At 71.6% G+C, this 18,940-nt stretch carries 16 protein-coding genes; 7 read left to right on the top strand and 9 right to left on the bottom strand.

Annotation, left to right across the window (positions count from 1 at the left end; genetic code table 11):
- Positions 1-399: 399 nt before the first annotated feature.
- The 4 genes from uvrB (at position 400) to WMF28_RS03765 (ending at position 7,218) form a co-directional block, all read left to right on the top strand.
- Positions 400-2,577 carry an excinuclease ABC subunit UvrB gene (uvrB, locus tag WMF28_RS03780; protein WP_437600668.1) on the top strand — a complete coding sequence of 726 codons (2,178 nt, stop codon included), beginning with the start codon at positions 400-402 and terminating at the stop codon, positions 2,575-2,577.
- A gap of 128 nt (positions 2,578-2,705) precedes the next feature.
- Positions 2,706-3,887 (top strand): phosphoserine phosphatase SerB, encoded by a 1,182-nt coding sequence (serB, locus tag WMF28_RS03775; RefSeq protein ID WP_437600667.1) that lies wholly within the window; start codon positions 2,706-2,708, stop codon positions 3,885-3,887.
- Between the two features lie 294 nt (positions 3,888-4,181).
- The gene (locus WMF28_RS03770; protein WP_437600666.1) at positions 4,182-5,201 is read left to right on the top strand and encodes a LacI family DNA-binding transcriptional regulator; all 1,020 of its coding nucleotides are present in this window, start codon (positions 4,182-4,184) and stop codon (positions 5,199-5,201) included.
- A gap of 79 nt (positions 5,202-5,280) precedes the next feature.
- Positions 5,281-7,218 carry a glycoside hydrolase 5 family protein gene (locus WMF28_RS03765; RefSeq protein WP_437600665.1) on the top strand — a complete coding sequence of 646 codons (1,938 nt, stop codon included), beginning with the start codon at positions 5,281-5,283 and terminating at the stop codon, positions 7,216-7,218.
- Between the two features lie 16 nt (positions 7,219-7,234).
- Here WMF28_RS03765 and WMF28_RS03760 read toward each other — a convergent pair whose 3' ends face one another.
- The 4 genes from WMF28_RS03760 to WMF28_RS03745 form a co-directional block, all read right to left on the bottom strand.
- Entirely contained in the window at positions 7,235-7,507 is a 273-nt protein-coding gene (locus WMF28_RS03760; RefSeq protein WP_437600664.1) for an extensin family protein, read from the bottom strand.
- A 16-nt stretch (positions 7,508-7,523) separates the two neighbouring features.
- Positions 7,524-7,811, bottom strand: coding sequence for an extensin family protein (locus tag WMF28_RS03755; RefSeq protein ID WP_437604205.1), 288 nt, complete (start codon positions 7,809-7,811; stop codon positions 7,524-7,526).
- Between the two features lie 78 nt (positions 7,812-7,889).
- Entirely contained in the window at positions 7,890-10,067 is a 2,178-nt protein-coding gene (locus WMF28_RS03750) for an ABC transporter permease subunit/CPBP intramembrane protease (protein ID WP_437600663.1), read from the bottom strand.
- The gene (locus tag WMF28_RS03745; protein WP_437600662.1) at positions 10,064-10,858 is read right to left on the bottom strand and encodes an ABC transporter ATP-binding protein; all 795 of its coding nucleotides are present in this window, start codon (positions 10,856-10,858) and stop codon (positions 10,064-10,066) included. The genes WMF28_RS03750 and WMF28_RS03745 overlap by 4 nt, the downstream gene beginning before the upstream one ends.
- 184 nt (positions 10,859-11,042) lie before the next feature.
- Here WMF28_RS03745 and WMF28_RS03740 point away from each other — a divergent pair, with 184 nt between their 5' ends.
- The 3 genes from WMF28_RS03740 (at position 11,043) to WMF28_RS03730 (ending at position 14,114) form a co-directional block, all read left to right on the top strand.
- On the top strand, positions 11,043-11,288 hold the full coding sequence (locus WMF28_RS03740; protein WP_437600661.1) for a hypothetical protein: 246 nt from the start codon (positions 11,043-11,045) through the stop codon (positions 11,286-11,288).
- A gap of 62 nt (positions 11,289-11,350) precedes the next feature.
- Entirely contained in the window at positions 11,351-12,178 is an 828-nt protein-coding gene (thiD, locus tag WMF28_RS03735) for a bifunctional hydroxymethylpyrimidine kinase/phosphomethylpyrimidine kinase (protein ID WP_437600660.1), read from the top strand.
- A gap of 250 nt (positions 12,179-12,428) precedes the next feature.
- Positions 12,429-14,114 (top strand): protein kinase domain-containing protein, encoded by a 1,686-nt coding sequence (locus tag WMF28_RS03730; RefSeq protein ID WP_437600659.1) that lies wholly within the window; start codon positions 12,429-12,431, stop codon positions 14,112-14,114.
- Between the two features lie 181 nt (positions 14,115-14,295).
- On the opposite strand, the gene WMF28_RS03725 is transcribed toward WMF28_RS03730, so the two are convergent.
- The 5 genes from WMF28_RS03725 to WMF28_RS03705 form a co-directional block, all read right to left on the bottom strand.
- On the bottom strand, positions 14,296-14,805 hold the full coding sequence (locus WMF28_RS03725; RefSeq protein WP_437600658.1) for a hypothetical protein: 510 nt from the start codon (positions 14,803-14,805) through the stop codon (positions 14,296-14,298).
- Between the two features lie 415 nt (positions 14,806-15,220).
- A complete protein-coding gene (locus WMF28_RS03720) occupies positions 15,221-15,793 on the bottom strand; it encodes a hypothetical protein (RefSeq protein ID WP_437600657.1) in 573 nt (190 codons plus the stop codon).
- Between the two features lie 476 nt (positions 15,794-16,269).
- Complete coding sequence (locus tag WMF28_RS03715) at positions 16,270-17,601, bottom strand: tolB protein (protein WP_437600656.1); 1,332 nt, start codon at positions 17,599-17,601, stop codon at positions 16,270-16,272.
- Positions 17,592-18,452 carry a TonB C-terminal domain-containing protein gene (locus WMF28_RS03710; protein WP_437600655.1) on the bottom strand — a complete coding sequence of 287 codons (861 nt, stop codon included), beginning with the start codon at positions 18,450-18,452 and terminating at the stop codon, positions 17,592-17,594. The genes WMF28_RS03715 and WMF28_RS03710 overlap by 10 nt, the downstream gene beginning before the upstream one ends.
- The gene (locus WMF28_RS03705) at positions 18,449-18,928 is read right to left on the bottom strand and encodes a biopolymer transporter ExbD (protein ID WP_437486552.1); all 480 of its coding nucleotides are present in this window, start codon (positions 18,926-18,928) and stop codon (positions 18,449-18,451) included. Before WMF28_RS03705 ends, WMF28_RS03710 begins: the two co-directional genes overlap by 4 nt.
- Positions 18,929-18,940 lie beyond the last annotated feature (12 nt).

Genomic DNA, 18,940 nt, shown 5'->3' with positions numbered 1-18,940 from the left:
GGCGCGCGCAGCGCAGGACGGACGCGCGCCGATCAGGGCACGCGCGCGCCGGAGCGAAGGCGTGGAGACGAGCTCAGCTGGCCGCGGCGGAGACGACGGCGGCGGCGCAATGGGTGTGCTGCGTATTCCCACTCATGACCTAACCTCCGTGTTCGGCTCACGTCACAACGACGCGGCAGCGCCTAGAATCCGCCAGCGCCGCGCCGCCGTCAAGCGCCTCCGAGAACCGACGAGAAGCGGACGAGAACCGACGAGAAGCGGACGAGAACCGACGAGAACCGACGAGAACCGGCCCTCGCCGCTCTGGAAGGGCCAGGCAGGGCAGGACGCCCCGGCCGTCTGCCCTGGCCGCGGGGGAGGTTGCGAGGAGGGGCTCGCCGCACTAGGGTCCTCCGCTCCATGCCCACACCCTTCGAGCTCGTCTCCGAATTCAAGCCGTGCGGTGACCAGCCTCGCGCGCTGCAGGAGATCTGCTCCGCTTTCGAGCAGGGCGAGGCCTTCCAGGTCCTCCTCGGCGTCACGGGCAGCGGCAAGACGTTCACCGCGGCCAAGGTGATCGAGAAGCTGCAGAAGCCGACCCTCATCATGGCGCCGAACAAGACGCTGGCGGCCCAGCTCTACGGTGAGATGAGGGAGCTCTTCCCCAACAACGCCGTCCACTATTTCGTCAGCTACTACGACTACTACCAGCCTGAGGCGTACGTCCCGACGAGCGACACCTTCATCGAGAAGGACGCCATCATCAACGACGCGATCGACCGCATGCGTCACGCGGCGACGCACGCGCTGCTCTCGCGGCCGGACGTGATCATCGTCGCCTCGGTGAGCTGCATCTACGGCATCGGCTCGGCCGAGAGCTACCACGGGCTCCTGATCAAGCTCGAGCGCGGCACCGAGATCCGCCGCGACGAGCTGCTGCGGCGGCTCGTCGACATCCAGTACACGCGCAACGACGTCGATTTCCACCGTGGCACGTTCCGCGTCCGCGGGGACGTGGTCGAGATCTTCCCCGCCTACGAGGAGTCGCTCGCGATCCGGGTCGAGTTCTTCGGCGACGAGATCGAGGCGATCAAGGAGGTCGACCCCGTCCGGGGCAAGGTGGTGGGCCAGCTCGATCGCTACGCGGTCTTCCCCGGCTCCCACTACGTCACCGAGCAGCAGCAGCTCCGGCTCGCGATCCACGCGATCCGCGAGGAGCTGCGCGAGCGCATCGACCACTACGACAGGGCCGTGCGCTTCCTCGAGAAGCAGCGGATCGAGCAGCGCACGATGTACGATCTCGAGATGCTGGAGCAGATGGGGTTCTGCAATGGCATCGAGAACTACTCGCGCCACCTCTCGGGCCGGAAGCCCGGCGAGCCCCCGCCCACGTTGATCGACTATTTCCCGAAGGATTTCCTCCTCATCATCGACGAGTCGCACCAGACGGTCCCGCAGGTCGGGGCGATGTTCCGGGGCGATCGGGCGCGGAAGGAGACGCTCGTCGAGTACGGGTTCCGGCTCCCGAGCGCGCTCGACAACCGGCCGCTCAAGTTCGAGGAGTTCGAGCAGCACTACGCGCAGGTCCTGTTCGTGAGCGCGACGCCCGGCGACTACGAGCTCCAGAAGTCGGCCGGCTCGGTGGTCGAGCAGATCATCCGGCCGACCGGGCTCATCGATCCGCAGATCCGCATCCAGCCGGTGGGCGGGCAGGTCGACGACCTGCTCGCGCGCATCCGGGAGCGGGTGGCCCGCGGCGATCGCGTGCTCGTCACGACGCTGACAAAGCGGATGGCCGAGGATCTCACCGAGTACTACACGGAGCTCGGCATCCGGGTCCGTTACCTCCACTCGGACATCGACACGCTCCAGCGCGTCGAGATCCTCCGCGATCTCCGGCGCGGCGAGTTCGACGTGCTGGTCGGCATCAACCTGCTGCGCGAGGGGCTCGATCTGCCCGAGGTGTCGCTGGTCGCCATCCTCGACGCCGACAAGGAGGGCTTCCTCCGGAGCCCGCGCTCGCTCATCCAGACGATCGGCCGCGCCGCCCGCAACGTGAACGGCGAGGTCATCATGTACGCCGATCGCATCACCGACGCGATGAAGCGCGCGATCGACGAGACGACCCGGCGGCGCGCGATCCAGGAGGCGTACAACAAGGAGCACGGCATCACGCCGGCCACGGTCAAGAAGGCGATCCTCGACCTGTCGCCCACCTCGGGCACGCGCGACTACTACGCCGTGTCGAAGGGCCCGGCGAAGCACGCGGCCGACGCGGCGCGCGCCGCGATGGACGTGGTCGACCAGATCGACGCGATCCGGCAGGAGATGTTCGCGGCGGCGGAGAACCTCGAGTTCGAGAAGGCGGCGCGGCTGCGCGATCAGCTCCGCCAGCTCAAGGCCCAGCAGGGCGACGGGGAGGCCGGCGCCGCGCGCGAGGTGGCCGAGGCGAAGCCGGCGCGCTCCGGGCGGACGGCGAGCCGGCGGGGCGCGAGCGGCAAGGGTGGCGCGGCCGCCAACGGCGGCGCGCGGGCGGCGGCCGGCGGCAAGGGCGGCGGGCGGGCGGCGGCGGGGCGCGGGGGCGGGCGCTACAGATAGCGACGGAGCCCGCAAGGGAGGGGGCAGCGCGCGCGGGGGAAAGGGGGGTGATCCGGCACAGGCGCCCTCCCCTGCCTCGCGCGCAATCCACGTCGACCCTGCGGCGCGGCCCTGTTAAGGGGCCCGCGATGGCCGCCTCCGATCCCATCCTCGTCACGGTCACGGGCAGGGACCACCCTGGCATCACCGCCCGGCTCACCGGCGTCCTCAGCGACATCGGCGCCACGCTGCTCGACATCGAGCAGGTGGTGATCCACGGAAACCTGAACCTCGCGCTGCTCGTGCTCTTCCCCGAGGCGCGCAGCGCGCTCAAGGAGCTCCTGTTCGCCGCCAAGGAGCTCGGCGTGGCGCTCGACTTCAAGCCGCTCGACGGCGGCGCGCCGCCGCGCGCTCCCGGGAGCCGCTACGTGGTGACGGCGATCGGCCGGGAGCTCGGCGCCAAGGAGCTGCACGACGTCGCCTCCACCCTCGCCGCCCACGGCGCGAACATCGAGAAGGTGGCGCGGCTGTCGGTCGAGCGGCTCTCCTCGGTGGAGATCCAGGTGCTGCTCCAGCGCGAGGAGGAGGCCGACGCGCTCAAGCAGGCCCTCCTGGCGCTCGCCACGCAGAGCAGCTTCGACCTCGCCTTGCAGCGAGAGGGCCTCTTCCGCCGGAGCAAGCGGCTCGTCGTGATGGACATGGACTCGACGCTCATCCGCATCGAGGTGATCGACGAGCTCGCGCGCGCAAAGGGCGTCGCGGAGCAGGTCGCGAAGATCACCGAGCGGGCGATGCAAGGGGAGATGGACTACGACGAGTCGCTCCGCCAGCGGCTCTCGCTGCTCCGCGGCCTCGACGTCGGCGTGCTCCAGAAGCTGGCCGCCGAGCTCCCCATCACCGAGGGCGCAGAGACGCTCATCCGCGTGCTGAGGCGGCTCGGCTACCGGACCGCGGTGATCTCGGGCGGCTTCTCGATCGCGGCGGAGGCGCTGAAGGCGCGGCTCGGGATCGACTACGCCTACTCGAACGCGCTGGAGGTGGAGGGCGGGAAGCTCACCGGCCGGGTCACCGGGCCCATCGTCAACGCGCAACGCAAGGCGGAGCTGCTCGAGACCATCGCGCAGGCGGAGGGCGTGCTGCTCGATCAGACCATCGCCGTGGGCGACGGCGCCAACGACCTCCTGATGCTCCAGCGCGCCGGCCTCGGCGTCGCGTTCCGGGCGAAGCCCAAGCTGCGAGAGGCCGCGGACACCTCGCTGTCCGCGAGCGGCCTCGACGCCATCCTCTTCCTGCTCGGCATCACCGGGCGCGAGCTCCTGGAAGTGACGTGACCGGCGCCGCCCCTGAGAGGCGCGCCGGCTCACAACGCTGAACCGATTCAGTCCACGGCTGCCTGTCGACGCGACGCCGATCCGAGCGCGCTCGTCCGGCGCGGCCCCTCGCCCGCGGCGCCTGCGGTGGGCGAGGGTGTGGGAGCGGCTGCGCTGGCTCGGCAGCCTCCCGCGGCGTCCGGCCGTGCGCGGCGTGAGGCTCGCCCGCAGGCCGTCGTGCTATCCAACCGGGGCCATGAGACGGAGCAGGTCCACACGGCAGGCGCGCTCCGTCGCCTGGAGCGGAGGTGAGGCGTGAAGCGTCCGACGATCACGGACATCGCGTGGCGTGCGGGAGTGTCCAAGGGAGCGGTATCCTACGCGCTGAACGGCAGGCCCGGCGTGTCGGAGCCGACGCGCGAGCGGATCCTGGCCATCGCGGCGGAGCTCGGCTGGCAGCCGAGCAACGCGGCGCGGGCGCTCTCCGACGGCCGGGCCAGCGCCATCGGTCTGGTCATCGATCGGCCCGCTCACACGCTCGGCATCGAGCCGTTCTTCATGCAGCTCATCTCCGGCATCGAGGCGGAGCTGTCCGAGAAGGCGGAGGCGCTGCTGCTCAAGGTGACCGAGGATCGCGCGGCCGAGCTGGAGACGTACCGCCGCTGGTGGGCGGAGCGGCGGGTGGACGGGGTGATCCTTGTCGACCTCTGCGAGGGCGATCCGCGCGTGAAGCTGATCGAGGAGCTGAAGCTCCCGGCGGTGGTGGTCGGCGGACCGGCGGGCAAGGGGCGGCTCGCGGGTGTGTGGAGCGACGACGCGAGCGCGATGCGGGCGGTTGTCGACTACCTGGCCGCGCTCGGTCACCGGTCGATCGCGCGGGTCGCCGGCCCCGCGGAGTTCATGCACACCGGGCTCCGCACCAAGGCGTTCAACGCGGCTGCCCGCCAGCGCCGGCTGGAGCGGGTGCAGACGGTCCACGCGGATTACACGGGCGAGGCGGGGGGCCAGGCCACGCGGCGGCTGCTCGCCGGGACCACGCCGCCCACGGCCATCGTCTTCGACAACGACGTGATGGCCGTGGCCGCGCTCGCCGTCGCCCAGGAGATGCGCGTCCCCGTGCCCGAGCGCCTCTCGATCGTGGCCTGGGACGACTCGGCGCTGTGCCAGCTCGTGCACCCCGCCCTGACCGCGGTGCGCCGCAACATCGCCGAGCACGGCTCCCGCGCCGCCGCGCTGCTCCTGCGCCTCGTGGCCGGCGAGGAGATCGCCGACGTCGAGTGCAGCGCGCCGACGCTGGCGACGCGGGGCAGCACCGCGCCGCCCCCTCGCACCTGAGCCGACCTCGCGCCGCCGGGGGTGCGTTCCTCCCTTGCAGGCTGCACACTGAACCGATTAAGTCGCCTGATCGAGGGATATGCACCGCAATTTCGCCAAAGTCGCTGTTCGTCAACAGGCCGTCGCCTGGCTCGGGGCCAATTTCTGGTCGAGGCGCGGCGGCCCGCTCATGTGGCAGAGCTACGATCCGGCCCTGGTCCGCGAGGAGCTCCGGGTGCTCGCCGAGCACGGCCTCACGATGACCCGATCGTTCTTCTACTGGCCCCATTTCATGCCGGAGCCCGACCGGATCGACGAGGGCTGCGTGGAGCGCTACGGCGATTTCCTCGAGGCGCATGTGGAAGCCGGCCTGACCACGATCCCGACCCTCCTCGTCGGCCACATGTCCGGCGAGAACTGGGACCCGGTCTGGCGGCGCGGGCGAGATCTCTACGGGGACGTGTGGATGGTCGCCCGCCAGGCGTGGTTCGGCGAGCAGATGGCGCGGCGCTTCGCGGGCCACCCGGCGGTGACCGGCTGGCTCATCTCCAACGAAATGCCGATCTACGGCGAGCGCGAGCGCTCGGTCCGCGAGACGGTCACGAGCTGGGCGGGCCTGCTCGTGCAGGCGCTGCGGGCCGGCGGGGCGAGCCAGCCAATCTCGATCGGCGACGGCGCGTGGGGCATCGAGGTCACCGGCAACGACAACGGGTTCTCCGTCCGCGACCTCGGCGCCCTCGTCGATTTCCTCGGCCCGCACGTGTACCGGATGGAGAACGACCTGGTGCGCCAGCATTACGGCGCGGCGTTCGTCTGCGAGCTCACGGGCTTCCTCGGCAAGCCGGTGGTGCTGGAGGAGTTCGGCGTGTCCTCGGGCTTCGCGTCCGACGAGAACGCCGCGCACTACTACCGGCAGGTCCTCCACAACACGCTGCTGGCCGGCGCCACCGGCTGGATCGGCTGGAACAACACCGATTTCGATCTCATTCACCAGGATCCCTACAGGCATCACCCCTTCGAGCTCCACTTCGGGCTGACGACCACCGACGGTCGCCCCAAGCCGCAGCTAAAGGAGATGGCCCGCTTCGCCAGGGTGCTCGCCGACATCGACGTCCTCGGCTGCGAGCGCGAGCCGGCCGACGCGGCGCTGATCGTGCCGTCGTACCTGGAGGGCGCGTTTCCGTTCACCGAGGCCGAGGATCGCAGCTACCTGTTCACGATGCTGCGACAGGCCTACATCGCGGCGAAGGAGGCGGATCTGCCGCTCGGGCTGACCCGGGAGCGGGACGGGATCGCCGAGGATTGCCGGCTGTATCTCCTGCCGTCGGCCAAGCAGCTCACCGCGCCGAGCTGGCATCTCCTGGAGCGGCTGGCCTCGGGCGGCGCGGTGGTCTATGCGTCGTACTCCCACGGCACGCACGGGTCGCAGCGCGGTCCCTGGTACGCGCACCTCAATGCGATGTTCGGTGTCGAGCACCAGCTGCGCTACGGCATGGTCGACCCGATCGAGGGCGATCGCGTGACGCTCACCTTCGAGCGCCGGTTCGGCACGATCGCCGAGGGCACGACGCTCACATTCCCGGTCGCCGGCACCGAGCACAGCCGCGCTTACCTGCCGGTGCGGCCCAGGGGGGCGGAGGTCGTCGCGGTCGACGAGCGCGGCCGGCCGGCGCTGTTGCGGCGCCAGATCGGGAGCGGCAGCGTCGTGCTCTGCACCTACCCGATCGAGCACTTCGCCGCGGCGACCCCGCGGATCAACCCGGAGCCCACCTACAGGCTGTACGACGCGCTCGCCGAGCTCGCCGGCGTGCGGCGGCCGGTGATCGTGGACGACCCGCGCGTCGCGGCCGACACCCTGCGCCACCGGGATGGCCGCCGCTTCGTGTTCCTGGTCAGCCAGGCCGGCGAGCCGCTCTCGGTCGAGCCCGAGCTGGCCTCGGGACACCTGACCGAGCTGGGCGGCCAATCCCCGGTCCACGCCGTGGAGCTCGCGCCGTACGACGTGCGGATCCTCGAGCTGCGGGCCGGGCCGCGGTGAGCGCGGGGGCCGCGGCTCAGTACCAGCGCGGCGTGCCGCAATCGATGTGCGGGTGGTCCCGGCGGCTCGCGTCGCAGTCCGGCCCGAGGACGCGCGATGCCGCCCCCTCGGCGCGGAGTCGACGGGTCACGCCGCGGAGAAAGCGCCCCTCGCGGGTGCTCGGGTCGTTCCCGTAGCGCACATAATCGCGGAGCACGCTGATCGCGCGGCCGCGCTTCGGCGAGAAGCGCGCGACATCGAATGCATTGCCGAACGAGTGCTCGCTCAGCACCGCGCTCCACCGGCGCATCCTGCCGACCACTTCCCTAGCAAGCGTAGCTCCCCAGGGTGCTGATGCGGGAGATCGGCGAGCTCAGGCGCGCTTCCGCCTCTCCCTGGACCACGCGCTCGATATCGGCCAGTCGGAGGGCCAGCGAGCAGTCGACCTGAAGCGGAGGCGAGTAAACGATGCCAGTCGGGCCGCGCGTCAGCAGCACGCCGTGCGGGATGCCGCACCCCTTCTTGCTGGGCTTCGCGATGTCCGGCAGCGGCTGAAACCGCGCGCCGGAGAGCTTGAGCGCGTCGCGGCACTCCGCGCCTGCGGCCGCGGCGATGTGGTTCCACTGGCGCTGCGCTCGCGGCGGCCGCCCATCCCCGAGCGCCCGCCCACACCGCCACCGCGTTCGCCAGCCTCAGTCCGCTCCCGCGCCGTCTCCGACAGCCTCGCTCTCTCGGCGCTCGCTCGCTTTCGTCGCCGCCCCGTCTTCCGGCTCTCCCGGCACCGTCGACCGGAGCAGGAGCAGCCCGGCCAGCGACACGACCGCCCCCGCGGCCGTCACGCTCCACGGCAGCACCTCTCCCTCGATGATGCCCTGCACCGACGGCGGCTTGAAATAGAGCAGCGACACCGCGAGCCCGTTGCTCAAGGCGTGCAGGAGCGCCCCGGGCAGCACCGAGCCGGTGCGGTGGCGCGCGTAGCCGAGCACCAGCCCGAGCGAGAACGTCGGCAAGAGCCGGTACACCGAGCCGTGCGCGAGCCCGAAGAGGAGCGCCGACACCCCGATCGCCACCGCGGGCCCGGCGCGGCGCAGGCCGGAATAGACGAGGCCGCGGAACAGCAGCTCCTCGCAGACAGCCGGCGTCACGGCGACGAGCAGCAGCACGACAGGGTACGGCTGCCCGCCGAGCAGCACGAGCTCGCCGAGCTCGCGGGCGAAGGGCTCCGGCGCGGGGAACCACCGGAGGACGGTGCCGCCGATCGCGGCCCACGCCGACACCCCGAGGAGCAGCGCCCCGGCGAGGCCCCGGACCGAGGGCCGCCGGAGGCCGAGCGTCGCCCGCGGCGAGTAGCCGAAGCCAGCGACCAGCGCGAGGGTCGGGGCGAGAAAGAAGCCGACCTGCGAGACCGCGAGCTGGACGGCCACGCTGGCGCGGGCGATGAGCAGGCTGCCATAGAAGAAGAGCACCTGGACGCCCGCGAACGCCGCCAGCGAGAACCCGGCCGACGGCGTCCCGCCGGCCCGGCGCCGGAGGCCCAGCACGGCGCGCGCCGACTCCTGGCCCCCGAGCAGCACGTTCTCGCGCTCGAACACGCGCGCGGCGAAGAGGAGCGCGAGGCAGGCGTAGAGCGCCGAGGAGAGGAGCGCCGTGAAGAGGAGATCGGCCGGCGCCTCCCCCACGAACAGCGCCTTGATCAGCACCGCGATGTTGAGGACCGGAGCGTAGGCCGTCCACGGGTTGAGCTCGACAACCGGCAGGGCCGTGATGCCGGCGAGCAGCGAGAGCGGCAGGTACGCCGGCATGAGCGCGTTCTGGCCGTCCTTGAAGTCCTTCGCGAACACGGCGAGCGCGAGGAACAGCGCCGAGAACAGGAGCGTGACCGGCACGAGCAGCGCGAACGTCAGCGCGAAGATCCAGGGATCGACGACCATCACGTCGGGCAGCATCCGGCTCACCGTGAGCGACAGGCTCACCACGTTGCCGAGCGCCGTGAGCAGCGAGATGACCCACACGGCCAGGAATTTGCCCGAGATGATCTCGATGGATCGCACGGGCGCGCACAGCAGCGTCTGCATCGTGCCGCGCTCCTTCTCGCCCGCCGTGAGGTCGATCGCCGGGAGGAAGCTGCCGAGGAGCGACATCAGGATCAGCATCATCGGCATCATCGAGCCGAGGATCTGGCCGACCTTGCGGCTGTCGGCCGCGACGTCGCGCGGCACGACGTCGTAGGCGATCGAGAACCCCTCGGGCAGGCCGCGCGCCGCCTCTCGCTCCGCGACGATGGCCGCGCGGGCGCGCCGCAGCGCGCCCTGGAGGCGCGCCTCCGCCGTGGCCGAGTCGGCGCGGACCGAGTCGAAGTAGATCGCGACCGAGCCCTTTCCGCCCCGCCCGAGCTCGGTCCCCAGCGAGGGCCACGGGACGAGCACCGCGTCGACCTTGCGCTCGCTCACCGCGGCGCGCGCCGCGGCGAGCACGGGGTTCTCCGGCTCGCTCCACCTCGGCGGCGGGTCCTCGGCCCCGGGCGCCTCCTCCTCCTCGCTCCGGGGCACCGGTCCCGCCGGCGGCGCGAGCGCCCCCGAGAGGAGCCCGTCGCGCACGTCCGGCGGCGCGCCGGCCCACGGCACGAGCTCGATCTTGCCCGCCGGCTCGAGCCGCGTCCGCAGGCCCTCGGCCAGCTCCCCCCACACCGCGATCCGCGACGCGCGCGCCTCGCGCGCCGCCGCCTCGGAGCCGATGAGCTTGCTCATCCCGAGCGCGAAGAGCGGATAGAGGAGGATCGGCACGAGGACGAGGCGCACGAGCGTGCGCCGGTCCCGGAGCGACTCGACGAGCTCCTTGCGGAGGATGGTCCAGACGATGGCGAGCCTCATCGCGCCGTCCCTCCCGGAGCGGGCGCGCCGGCGCCCCCGGGCGTATCGCGCGCCTCGCGCGGGCGGCGCCGCTCCACGTGGTGGAGGAAGGCGTCCGTCAGGTTCGTCGTGGCGGTGCGCGCGAGGAGCTCCGGCAGCGCGCCGGTGTCCGCGATGCGCCCCTCGTGCACGAGGGCGATCCGATCGCAGAGGTACTCGGCCTCGCCCATGATGTGCGTCGAGAAGAGGACGGCCCTGCCCGCGGCGCGCTCGCGCCGGATCGACTCGACGATGAAGCGGCCGCTGATGATGTCGAGCGCGGTCGTCGGCTCGTCGAGGATGAGCACCTCGGGCTCGTGGAGGAAGGCGCGCGCGATGTTGGCGCGCTGCTTCTGCCCCGCCGACAGCGTGCTGCACGGCCGCGAGGCGAACGCGTCCATCTCGAGGTCGGCCACGAGCGCGTCGATGCGGCGCGAGAGCGCTGCCTCGCCCATGCCGTACAGCCTGCCGAAGTAGCGGAGCACCTCGCGGGGCGTGAGCCGCTGGTAGAGCTGGGTGTCGCCCGAGAGAAAGCCGATCCGCTGCTTCGCCTCGAGCGGCCTCGCGGCGAGGTCGACGCCGCCGATGAGGACGCGCCCCGCGGTCGGCGACAGGATGCCGGCGAGCATCCGCAGGGTCGTCGTCTTGCCCGCGCCGTTCGGCCCGAGCAGGCCGACGATCTCGCCGGTGTGCACGGCGAGGTCGATCCCGTCCACGGCCGTGAAGTCGCCGTACCGCTTCACCAGCTGCTCGGCGCGAAGTGCGGGGCGCATGGCGGCATGTCCTATTCGGTCCGCGGCGGGACGCAAAGCGCCGGTCGGCGCAGGGCCGATGCGCCGCAGTGCACGGCCCTGGCCGCGAGACGCCTGCCCGCGCCGCCCGATCGCCTCCTCCGGGCCTGTTCCGCGGCGCCCCCCTCGACGTCCGCCGCAGACCCCCTAGAATACCCGGAACGCCATGTCGACGAGCGCCCCTTCCATGCCCTACCGCAACAGCACGACGTCCGGGTTGGTCCAGTGCCCCTGCGGACACGGCCGTGACCACCACATGGTGAGCGCGGAGGCAGAATACCGCTTCCTTGGGTACATCCAGCTCGCGTTCGGGATCTCGGCCCGGCCGACGAAGGTGAAGTACAGGTGCCGTCGCTGCGACACGGTGTTCTCGACGACGACCGATCCCGCGGTCCTCGACAAGCATTACTGACGTGCAGCGCGGGTGCTCGTGAACGACACATGGCCGGCCGCCCCTCGCGGCCCGGAGGCTTCATGAAAGGCCGCGTCCTCATCGTCGCCGGGTCCGACTCGGGCGGCGGCGCCGGCATCCAGGCGGACCTCAAGGCGGTCACCGCGCTCGACGCGTACGGCGCGACCGCGATCACCGCGCTCACCGCCCAGAATACCCGCGGCGTCGCCGCCGTGTTCCCGGTGCCGCCCGACTTCATCGGCCGCCAGATGGAGCTCGTGCTCGACGACATCGGCGCCGACGCGATCAAGACCGGCATGCTCCACTCGGCCGAGGTCATCGCCGAGGTCGCGCGCGTCTACGAGCGCCTCGGCCGCGGCACGCCGCTCGTTGTCGACCCCGTCATGGTCGCCAAGGGGGGCGCGCGCCTGCTGGAGTCCGACGCGGAGGGCGCCCTGCGCGTCCGGCTCCTGCCGCTCGCCGCGCTGCTCACGCCGAACATCCCGGAGGCCGAGGCGCTGACCGGCACGGTGATCGACAGCGTGGACGCGATGCGCCGCGCCGCCGCGCAGCTGCTCTCCATGGGCCCGCGCGCCGTGCTGCTGAAGGGGGGCCACCTCCCTGGCGCCGCGGTCGTCGACGTCCTCCGGACCGCGCCGGAGCCCGGCGCCTCCGGGCGCCCCGGGGGTGAGCAGCTGTTCGAGGACGCGCGCATCGAGACGCGCGCGACTCACGGCACGGGTTGTACGCTCGCCTCGGCCATCGCCGCCGGCCTCGCCCAGGGCCTGGCCCTCGTCCCTGCGATCGCGCGTGCCCGCCGCTACCTCCGCGAGGCGATGCGCGCCGCGCCCGGGCTCGGCCACGGCCACGGTCCGCTGAACCACGCCCACACGGCGCGGCCGTTCTCCTGAACACCGCGCGGGGCGCCGCCCTCCTGTGGACGGCGCCGCGGCCGCGGCGGCCACGCGCTGCCGGCCGTGCGGCGCGCTCCCCGGCCCCGCCCCGTCCCGCGCCGAACGGGCAAGCCGCAACGCTTGTGCAACGACTCGTTGCGCCCGGGGCTCGAATGGACGACCCTGCGCGCAGTCCGTATCGACGTGCCGGCGCGTCAGCTTCGGCGCCGGCGCGGAGCTCTTCCTCACCCTTCGTGCGCCCGTGGCCGTGACCAAAGATCCCCTCCCTCCCATCGACGTCGGAACGGTCATCAACGACCGGTACGAGGTCCTGAAGAGCATCGGCAAAGGCGGCATGGGCGAGGTGTTCTTGGCCTTTGATCGCCTGACCCAGCAGCAGGTGGCGCTCAAGGTGGTGCCCGAGGCCTCCGCCATGCCGGGCGACGACGAGGCCCTGCGGCAGGAGGTGATCCTCGCGCAGAAGGCGCGTCACCCGAACGTCTGCCGCGTGCACGACCTCGCGCCGAGCACGTGGGGGCCCATCCTCGTGATGGAGTACATCCCCGGGCAGACGCTCCACAACCACATCCGCAAGCGCAAGACGTCCGGCGGGTTCAGCGCCGACGAGTTCCGCAAGATCTCGACCGACGTCTGCGCGGGGCTCGCCGCCATCCACCAGCAGGGGCTTGTGCACGGCGACCTGAAGCCCGGCAACGTGATGGTCGCCGACGATCGCGCCGTCATCCTTGACTTCGGCTTCGCGAAGGAGCGCGCCCGCGCGGCCGTGCGCAAGCCGGGTGCGCCCCCGGACGGCGGCACGCCTCATTACATGTCGCCGGAGCGGCTGCGCAGCGGCGGGGCGAGCCCCGAGGACGACGTCTACGCCGCGTCGCTGACGCTCTGGGAGATGTGGACCTGCCGCGTCCCCGAGCCCGGCTACAAGCCGCGGCTCAAGACGATGAAGCAGCAGATCACGTTCGACGTGCCCGCCGCGCTGACGAACGACGAGATCAGGCAGATCTTCCGCGGGCTGAACCCGGATCCGCAGATGCGCCCGCAGGCGCGGCACATGCGGTTCTTCAACCCGACGCAGACCACGACCGCGCCGATCCAGCTGCCGCGCGAGCGCATCGACCCCGGCCCGGCGCCCGGTCGGGCCATCAAGACGCAGTTCACCCCCGGCGCGCAGTCGCTGCTCATCACGTACGCCACGAACGCGCCGGACAGCGTCACCACGCTGTTCCCGCTGCAGAAGCCGGTGCTCTCCATCGGCCGCCGCAGCGATCAGGATCTCGTCCTGGCCGAGGCGACCGTCTCCGGGTCGCACGCGCTCCTTCGCTGGCAGACGGGCTCCTGGCTTGTCGAGGATCTGAACAGCACGAACGGCACGTACGCGGACTTCCCCTTCGAGCGCAAAGCGCAGGTCTCGCTGCTCCACGGCGCCGAGGTGCAGCTCGGCGAGTGCCGCCTCATGGTGGTCACGTTCGGACCGGACTCGCCGCACCACGACAAGGCGAAGCGCTACCTTGCGCGGCGCGACGGCCTCACGGGGCTGCTCGTGCGCGAGCACCTGATGAAGGCCATCGACGAGGACGGCTTCTTCGCCGAGTGGGCCGAGGTGCCGATGGAGATCGCGCGCTTCGAGCTCCGCGGCCAGAACGGCCTCGTGAGCCTGCGGCCGACGATCCTCGAGATGCTCGCGCTGCGCAAGGCGGCGCTTCAGGTTGTGGACCTGACCCAGACGCTGCTGCTCAGCCTGACGCCGGCCGCGGCCGGGCGCACCGGCCCGCTCACGTTCGTCGTCTCGATCGTGGGTCCCAACCTGGACGAGGCCCAGCATGTGGTCGAGCAGGTCGTCGCGCAGGTGCAGGGCACGCTCCCCGAGACGCTCGAGCTGACCGCCACGCTCGTGAAGTGCGAGCCCGGTCGCCCCGCGCGCACGCTGATCGACTGAGGGCGACGGCCGCGCCGTTGCGGCTACCGCGCGTTGCCGCCGACGAGCCGTCCTTCGGCCGGCGCCGTCGCGCGGCCGCGTGCTCGTTCGGAGGCGCAGCCCCCGTCATGCAGGACGCGTGGCCCGCTGGCGCGAGCCCACGCTCGCCGGCGGCTCTCGCGCGCGCCGGAGCGGCGAGCGCCTACTGGGACGATTCGCTGCAGGCCTCGCCCGGCGCAGCGACGTGGTCGATCACCACCTCGCCGGACAGCTTCCGGACGTCGATCTCCCCCTGCCAGATGAGCTCCGCGCTGCCCTGCGCGTCGACGACGTCCCGCAGCAGCCGCACGTAGATCTTGCGCGGGGCGACCTCGGGAATCGCCACCGCGAAGTCGAACGCGCAGACCGAATCACACCTCGGGTTCGCCGCGTCGGGCTCGTCCCTCTGGGTGATCTCGTAGATGCTGTCGATCCGGTCCACGTGCATCACACGCTGGCCGCAGCAGTTGAGCAGGAGCCGGCTGTCCGCGACCGTCAGGGATCCGCTCGATCGGTCGTAGCGCCAGCGCAGCACCTCGGCGCCGCAGTAGCTCTCCTCCCCCTCGACGGCGAGCCTCCGCTCCGGCTCCACGAAGCCGCCGGCCTCGCTCACGATCCCCACCTGCGCAGGCTCGGTCTCCAGACACGCGCTCAGGAGAACCAGCGAACCCACCGTTGCAAGTGCCCTACAGACCGCCGCGTACTTCATGCCCAGACTTCCTTGGCTATATGGCCCCACTGTTAAAATACGCCCAAAATGAAGAACCAGGGCTTCAATAAGAAGGCTCGATCTGTCTCTGCGGCAATTGTCGCGGAGACAGTCGCTGTCTGGCGTACGTAGGAGGCGCGTGCCACCACACCCCGGAGCAGCTGCACGCACACTCGAGTGTGATCTACGCGTTTCGGGAATAAATGTCCAGGTGAAACGTGGCAGAATACGCCCGGCTCTCTGACCTTGGACGTCATGGTCGGTCGACCTGCTCCAGCATCCCACCATCAAGGTGCGGCGCCAGACAGCTGCCCGCGATCCGTTGCCGGCCGCCCGTCCCGCTGACACGGCGCACGGCGGGGCGACGGGGGTGCGGTGGTCACCTCGAGGCGACGGTCGTGCTGCGCCGGCGCGGCGAGCTCTGCTCATGGCAGCCGGCGTCCGCGGGGGCGTCGTCGAGGACGACCGCGCCCGCGGTGACGTCCAGATCGAGGGTGCCGCTCCAGACCACGGCCGGACTGCCCTGCTGATCGACGACGTCGCGCAGCAGCTTCACATAGATCTCGCCCCGCGGGACGTCCTGCATGCCCACGGACAGATCGAAGGCGCACTGCTCGCTGCAGCGCCCCTCGACGTCGTCCGGCTCGTCCCGCTCGGTGACCTCGTAGAGGCTGTCGATCCGCTCGACGTGAATCGCGCGCTTCCCGCAGCAATCGAGCATCAAACGGGAATCGGCGAGCCGGAGCGTCGCCGACGGCTCGTCGTACTGCCAGCGGAGCACCTCGGCGCTGCAGTATCCCCCGTCCTCTCGCGGGGCGAGCCGGTGATCCGGGTTCCGGAACCCCCCCTGCTCGCTGATCCTCGTTTCGTGAACCGCCGCCGCCGAGCTGCAACCACCGGCGCAGAAGGACCAGACGATCGCGATGGCGGTCCAGATACGGCTCGACACCATGCTCTTCTCCATGTTCGTTTCGCTGGCTGACCAGGGCGGCCTACTGCAATTCCCGTGCAATTTTCCAGCCAACTCACCCCTGAGCAGTCCGGAGGCTAACCGCGTCCGACGCAGCGGGCCAAAGAAGCGGTGACCGCCGGCGCGGCCTCCCTTCGCTCCGCTCTCCGCGGCGACGCACGTGATCGCGCAGGAGCTAGCCACGTCAGACGGGCCTGGGCCGAAGAAGTTGTCGGACGGAGAGCCCCTGGATCCAGCCGCGACGCGGCGCCCCCTGGTCCCGCGCGCCGGATGTCCGGGCCGCACCGCCCGCGGCGCGGCTCGCGGCGTGTCGCGCGCTGGAGCGGGGCTCTGGAGGCCGACCGCGCGGGACGCCTTGCCACAGCGTGTGCAGCGTCCGCACGCCGCGCCCCCGATCTGCGCAGCACCGCCGAGCTCGGGTCAGCGGGCGCCGCGCTGGAACGGCGCCCGCGAGCGGGTCAGTTCTTCGCCTCGACGGCCTTGCCGGGAGGAAGGGGATCCCACCGCAGCGAGTCCCCGAGCAGGTTGGAGATGCGCTTGGGGCGCTGCCCGTCGACGCGCATGATGTAGAGCCCCGGGCCCTCGCCGGACGTGCGCGTGGAGAAGAAGGCCACGAGCCGCCCATCAGGGCTGCAAGCCGGGTACCCGTTCCTGCCCTGGCTCTGGGTCAGCCGCGCGAGGCCGCCGCCCGTCTCCCCCGAGACGACAAGGTCGGTGTTCTTGCCGACCCCGACGGCATAGACCGCCTTCACCCCGTCGGGGTGGTTGCAGAACGTGGGCGCCGACGCGAAGAGCCCCTCCGGCGAGATCGCCTTGTCGCCCACGTAGATGCGCTGCCCGTACCTGCCCTCGCCGGAGAAGGCGAGCTTGCCGGTCGGCGTGAACGCCGGGTGGAGCGCCATCCCCACCTCGGACGTCGGCTTGATGCTCTGGAAGTCGGGCCCGGAGAACAGCTTGATCGTCGACCCCACCCCGATGCTGAGCGCGACCTGGGAACGATCCTTGGAGAAGGCGATCCCGTAGACCGAGCCCTTCACCGGCAGCGCCAGCGGGCCGCCCGCCGGCGTGAAGATCTTGTACTCGTCGCCCTTCACGCTCGCCGCGTAGTGGAGCTGCTCGTTCTTCCCGAACACCGGGGCGATGGCGGTCTGATCGGGCGGCGAGACGGCCTTGGCGTCGTGCCCGTCGGCGTCGATCGTGAAGACGCGGCGCAGCGAGCCCGAGCCCGAGGCGAACGTCATGTGGCTGGCGAAGCCGCCGTTCTGGCCGGTGAGGGCGCCGATGAGCTGGTCGGCCACCCGGTGCGACTCGAAGCGCACGTCGCGGAGCGGCACGATGAACTTCTTGTCGAACACCGGGGCCTGCCCGCGGTTCACCAGGAACGCCTGGCCGACGAGCTCGACCTTGTCCGGGCCGACCTTCTTGCCGCGCACGCTCACGACCGCCTCGACCCCCTTCGCGGACCACGCCTTCACGTCCACCGGGCTGTCGGAGAGGTACAGGCCGTCGGGCGCGGCGCTGTCGGGCAGCACCTCGAACTCGCCGCACAGCTCGAGGTCGCGCCGGACCACGCTGTGGAGCGTCACGTCCTCGGGGTCGGAGACGAGCGACGGCAGGACGCCGATCTTCGGGAGCGGGCGCGACGCGCCGGCGACGACCGTGATGTGACCGAGGATCTCGTCCGGGTTGGGGGGCGCCGTGGAGGCCGGCGCCTGCGCCGGAGCAGGGTTGGCAGCGAGCGCGGCGGCAGCGAGCGCCAGCGCGCCGAGGGCGTATTGAGCTAGTCGCATGTGGTCTCCCTACAGACGAACGTGACGCTGACCTGCTTCTGACCGAGGTCGGGATAGTTCTCGGGCGGCGGCGGCAGCGCCTGCCCCTTCGCCCCCTCGAGCGTCGCCCGCGCGGCCGCGTCGAAGATGGCATTCCCGCTCGGCGTCAGCGTGTAGCTCACCATCTGCCCGTCGGACAAAACGATCACCGCGCGCGGCTTGTGCTTCGTGAGCTCCTCCGGCGGGAGCCCCGAGCCGCTCACGCGGAACCTGCTCGAGAACCAGCCCGCGATGCGGGCCAGGTACAGGTCCACCGCGCGCGCCTTGAGGGGATCGGTCTCCGTCCCCTCGGCCACGCCGTCCTGGTGTCCCTCCTGGTCGACGTTGGCGACCTCACCGGCGTCGGTCTTCGGCTCGAGCTCGGTGTCGACCTGCTTCGCGATCTCGGCGTCGGGCGGCGGCGGCGCGGTGCCCGCGTCGGCGACCTTCACCTCCGGGGGCGGGATGTCCTTTTCGGTCTTGCCCGCGTCCGGCGACACGAACGCCTTCTGCTCGACGCGCGGCTTGGGCGTCTGGCGCACCCACCGGTCGGGCAGCTTCATCTTGTCGCGCTTGCCGCCCAGCTTGAGCAGCGGCGTGTCCATGTCGAGCACCGGGGTGACCTTCACCGGGACGCTCGGCCCCTTCTCGATCTCGGGCACCGCCGCGGGCACGGCGAGGTCCGCCAGGCTGACCGCGACGGCGGCGCCCGCTTGCACGCCCATCGCCACCGCAAAGGCGAGCGCGACGTCCCGCGGGCGGAAGTCGCTCTTCGGTCGGCGCTTCCCTGGCGGCGTCATCGGCCCGGGCGCGCGCGCCGCGGCCGGGCTCAAGGCGCCGCTCCTCCAGGTGGCGGCGCGCCGCCGCCGGGCCGCGGCGCCGCGCCCTCCGGCTCGATCTCTGGCTGGACGAGGAGGTTCAGCCCCTCGACCCCGGCGGCCCGGGCGGCGGCGACGACCCGCGCCACGGCGCCGTAGCGGGCGTCCTTGTCGGCGCGGATGTAGAGCTCCTTCTCCTTCTGTACGCGCCCGTTCGACGCGAGCACCCCCTCGATGTCGGCGGTCGCGTCGTCCTCACCGAAGAGGATCTTCTCCTCCTTCGTGATGGTCACGACGAGCTTCGTGTCCTTTGTCGGCGCCTCCTCGGCGGAGACGTTGGGCAGCTCGACCCGGAGCCCCGCCGTGAGCAGCGGGGCGGTGACCATGAACACCACGAGGAGCACCAGCATCACGTCCACGAGCGGCGTGACGTTGATCTCGCTGAACCCGCCGCCCCGCCGCCTGCGCCCTCCGCCCACCGACATCGCCATGACCGGCCCCGC

The organism is Sorangium sp. So ce590, assembly GCF_051521365.1.
GTDB lineage: Bacteria > Myxococcota_A > Polyangia > Polyangiales > Polyangiaceae > Sorangium.
Note: the sequence above shows the minus strand (reverse complement) of the source record. Positions and strands in the feature narration are given on the sequence as shown.

Excerpts from the sequence above, each read along its gene's own strand:
- uvrB (WP_437600668.1), top strand. The coding sequence starts at position 400 with ATGCCCACACCCTTCGAGCTCGTCTCCGAATTCAAGCCGTGCGGTGAC.
- serB (WP_437600667.1), top strand. The coding sequence starts at position 2,706 with ATGGCCGCCTCCGATCCCATCCTCGTCACGGTCACGGGCAGGGACCAC.
- WMF28_RS03765 (WP_437600665.1), top strand. The coding sequence starts at position 5,281 with ATGCACCGCAATTTCGCCAAAGTCGCTGTTCGTCAACAGGCCGTCGCC.
- WMF28_RS03760 (WP_437600664.1), bottom strand. The coding sequence starts at position 7,507 with ATGCGCCGGTGGAGCGCGGTGCTGAGCGAGCACTCGTTCGGCAATGCA.
- WMF28_RS03750 (WP_437600663.1), bottom strand. The coding sequence starts at position 10,067 with ATGAGGCTCGCCATCGTCTGGACCATCCTCCGCAAGGAGCTCGTCGAG.
- WMF28_RS03745 (WP_437600662.1), bottom strand. The coding sequence starts at position 10,858 with ATGCGCCCCGCACTTCGCGCCGAGCAGCTGGTGAAGCGGTACGGCGAC.
- WMF28_RS03740 (WP_437600661.1), top strand. The coding sequence starts at position 11,043 with ATGTCGACGAGCGCCCCTTCCATGCCCTACCGCAACAGCACGACGTCC.
- thiD (WP_437600660.1), top strand. The coding sequence starts at position 11,351 with ATGAAAGGCCGCGTCCTCATCGTCGCCGGGTCCGACTCGGGCGGCGGC.
- WMF28_RS03720 (WP_437600657.1), bottom strand. The coding sequence starts at position 15,793 with ATGGTGTCGAGCCGTATCTGGACCGCCATCGCGATCGTCTGGTCCTTC.
- WMF28_RS03715 (WP_437600656.1), bottom strand. The coding sequence starts at position 17,601 with ATGCGACTAGCTCAATACGCCCTCGGCGCGCTGGCGCTCGCTGCCGCC.
- WMF28_RS03705 (WP_437486552.1), bottom strand. The coding sequence starts at position 18,928 with ATGGCGATGTCGGTGGGCGGAGGGCGCAGGCGGCGGGGCGGCGGGTTC.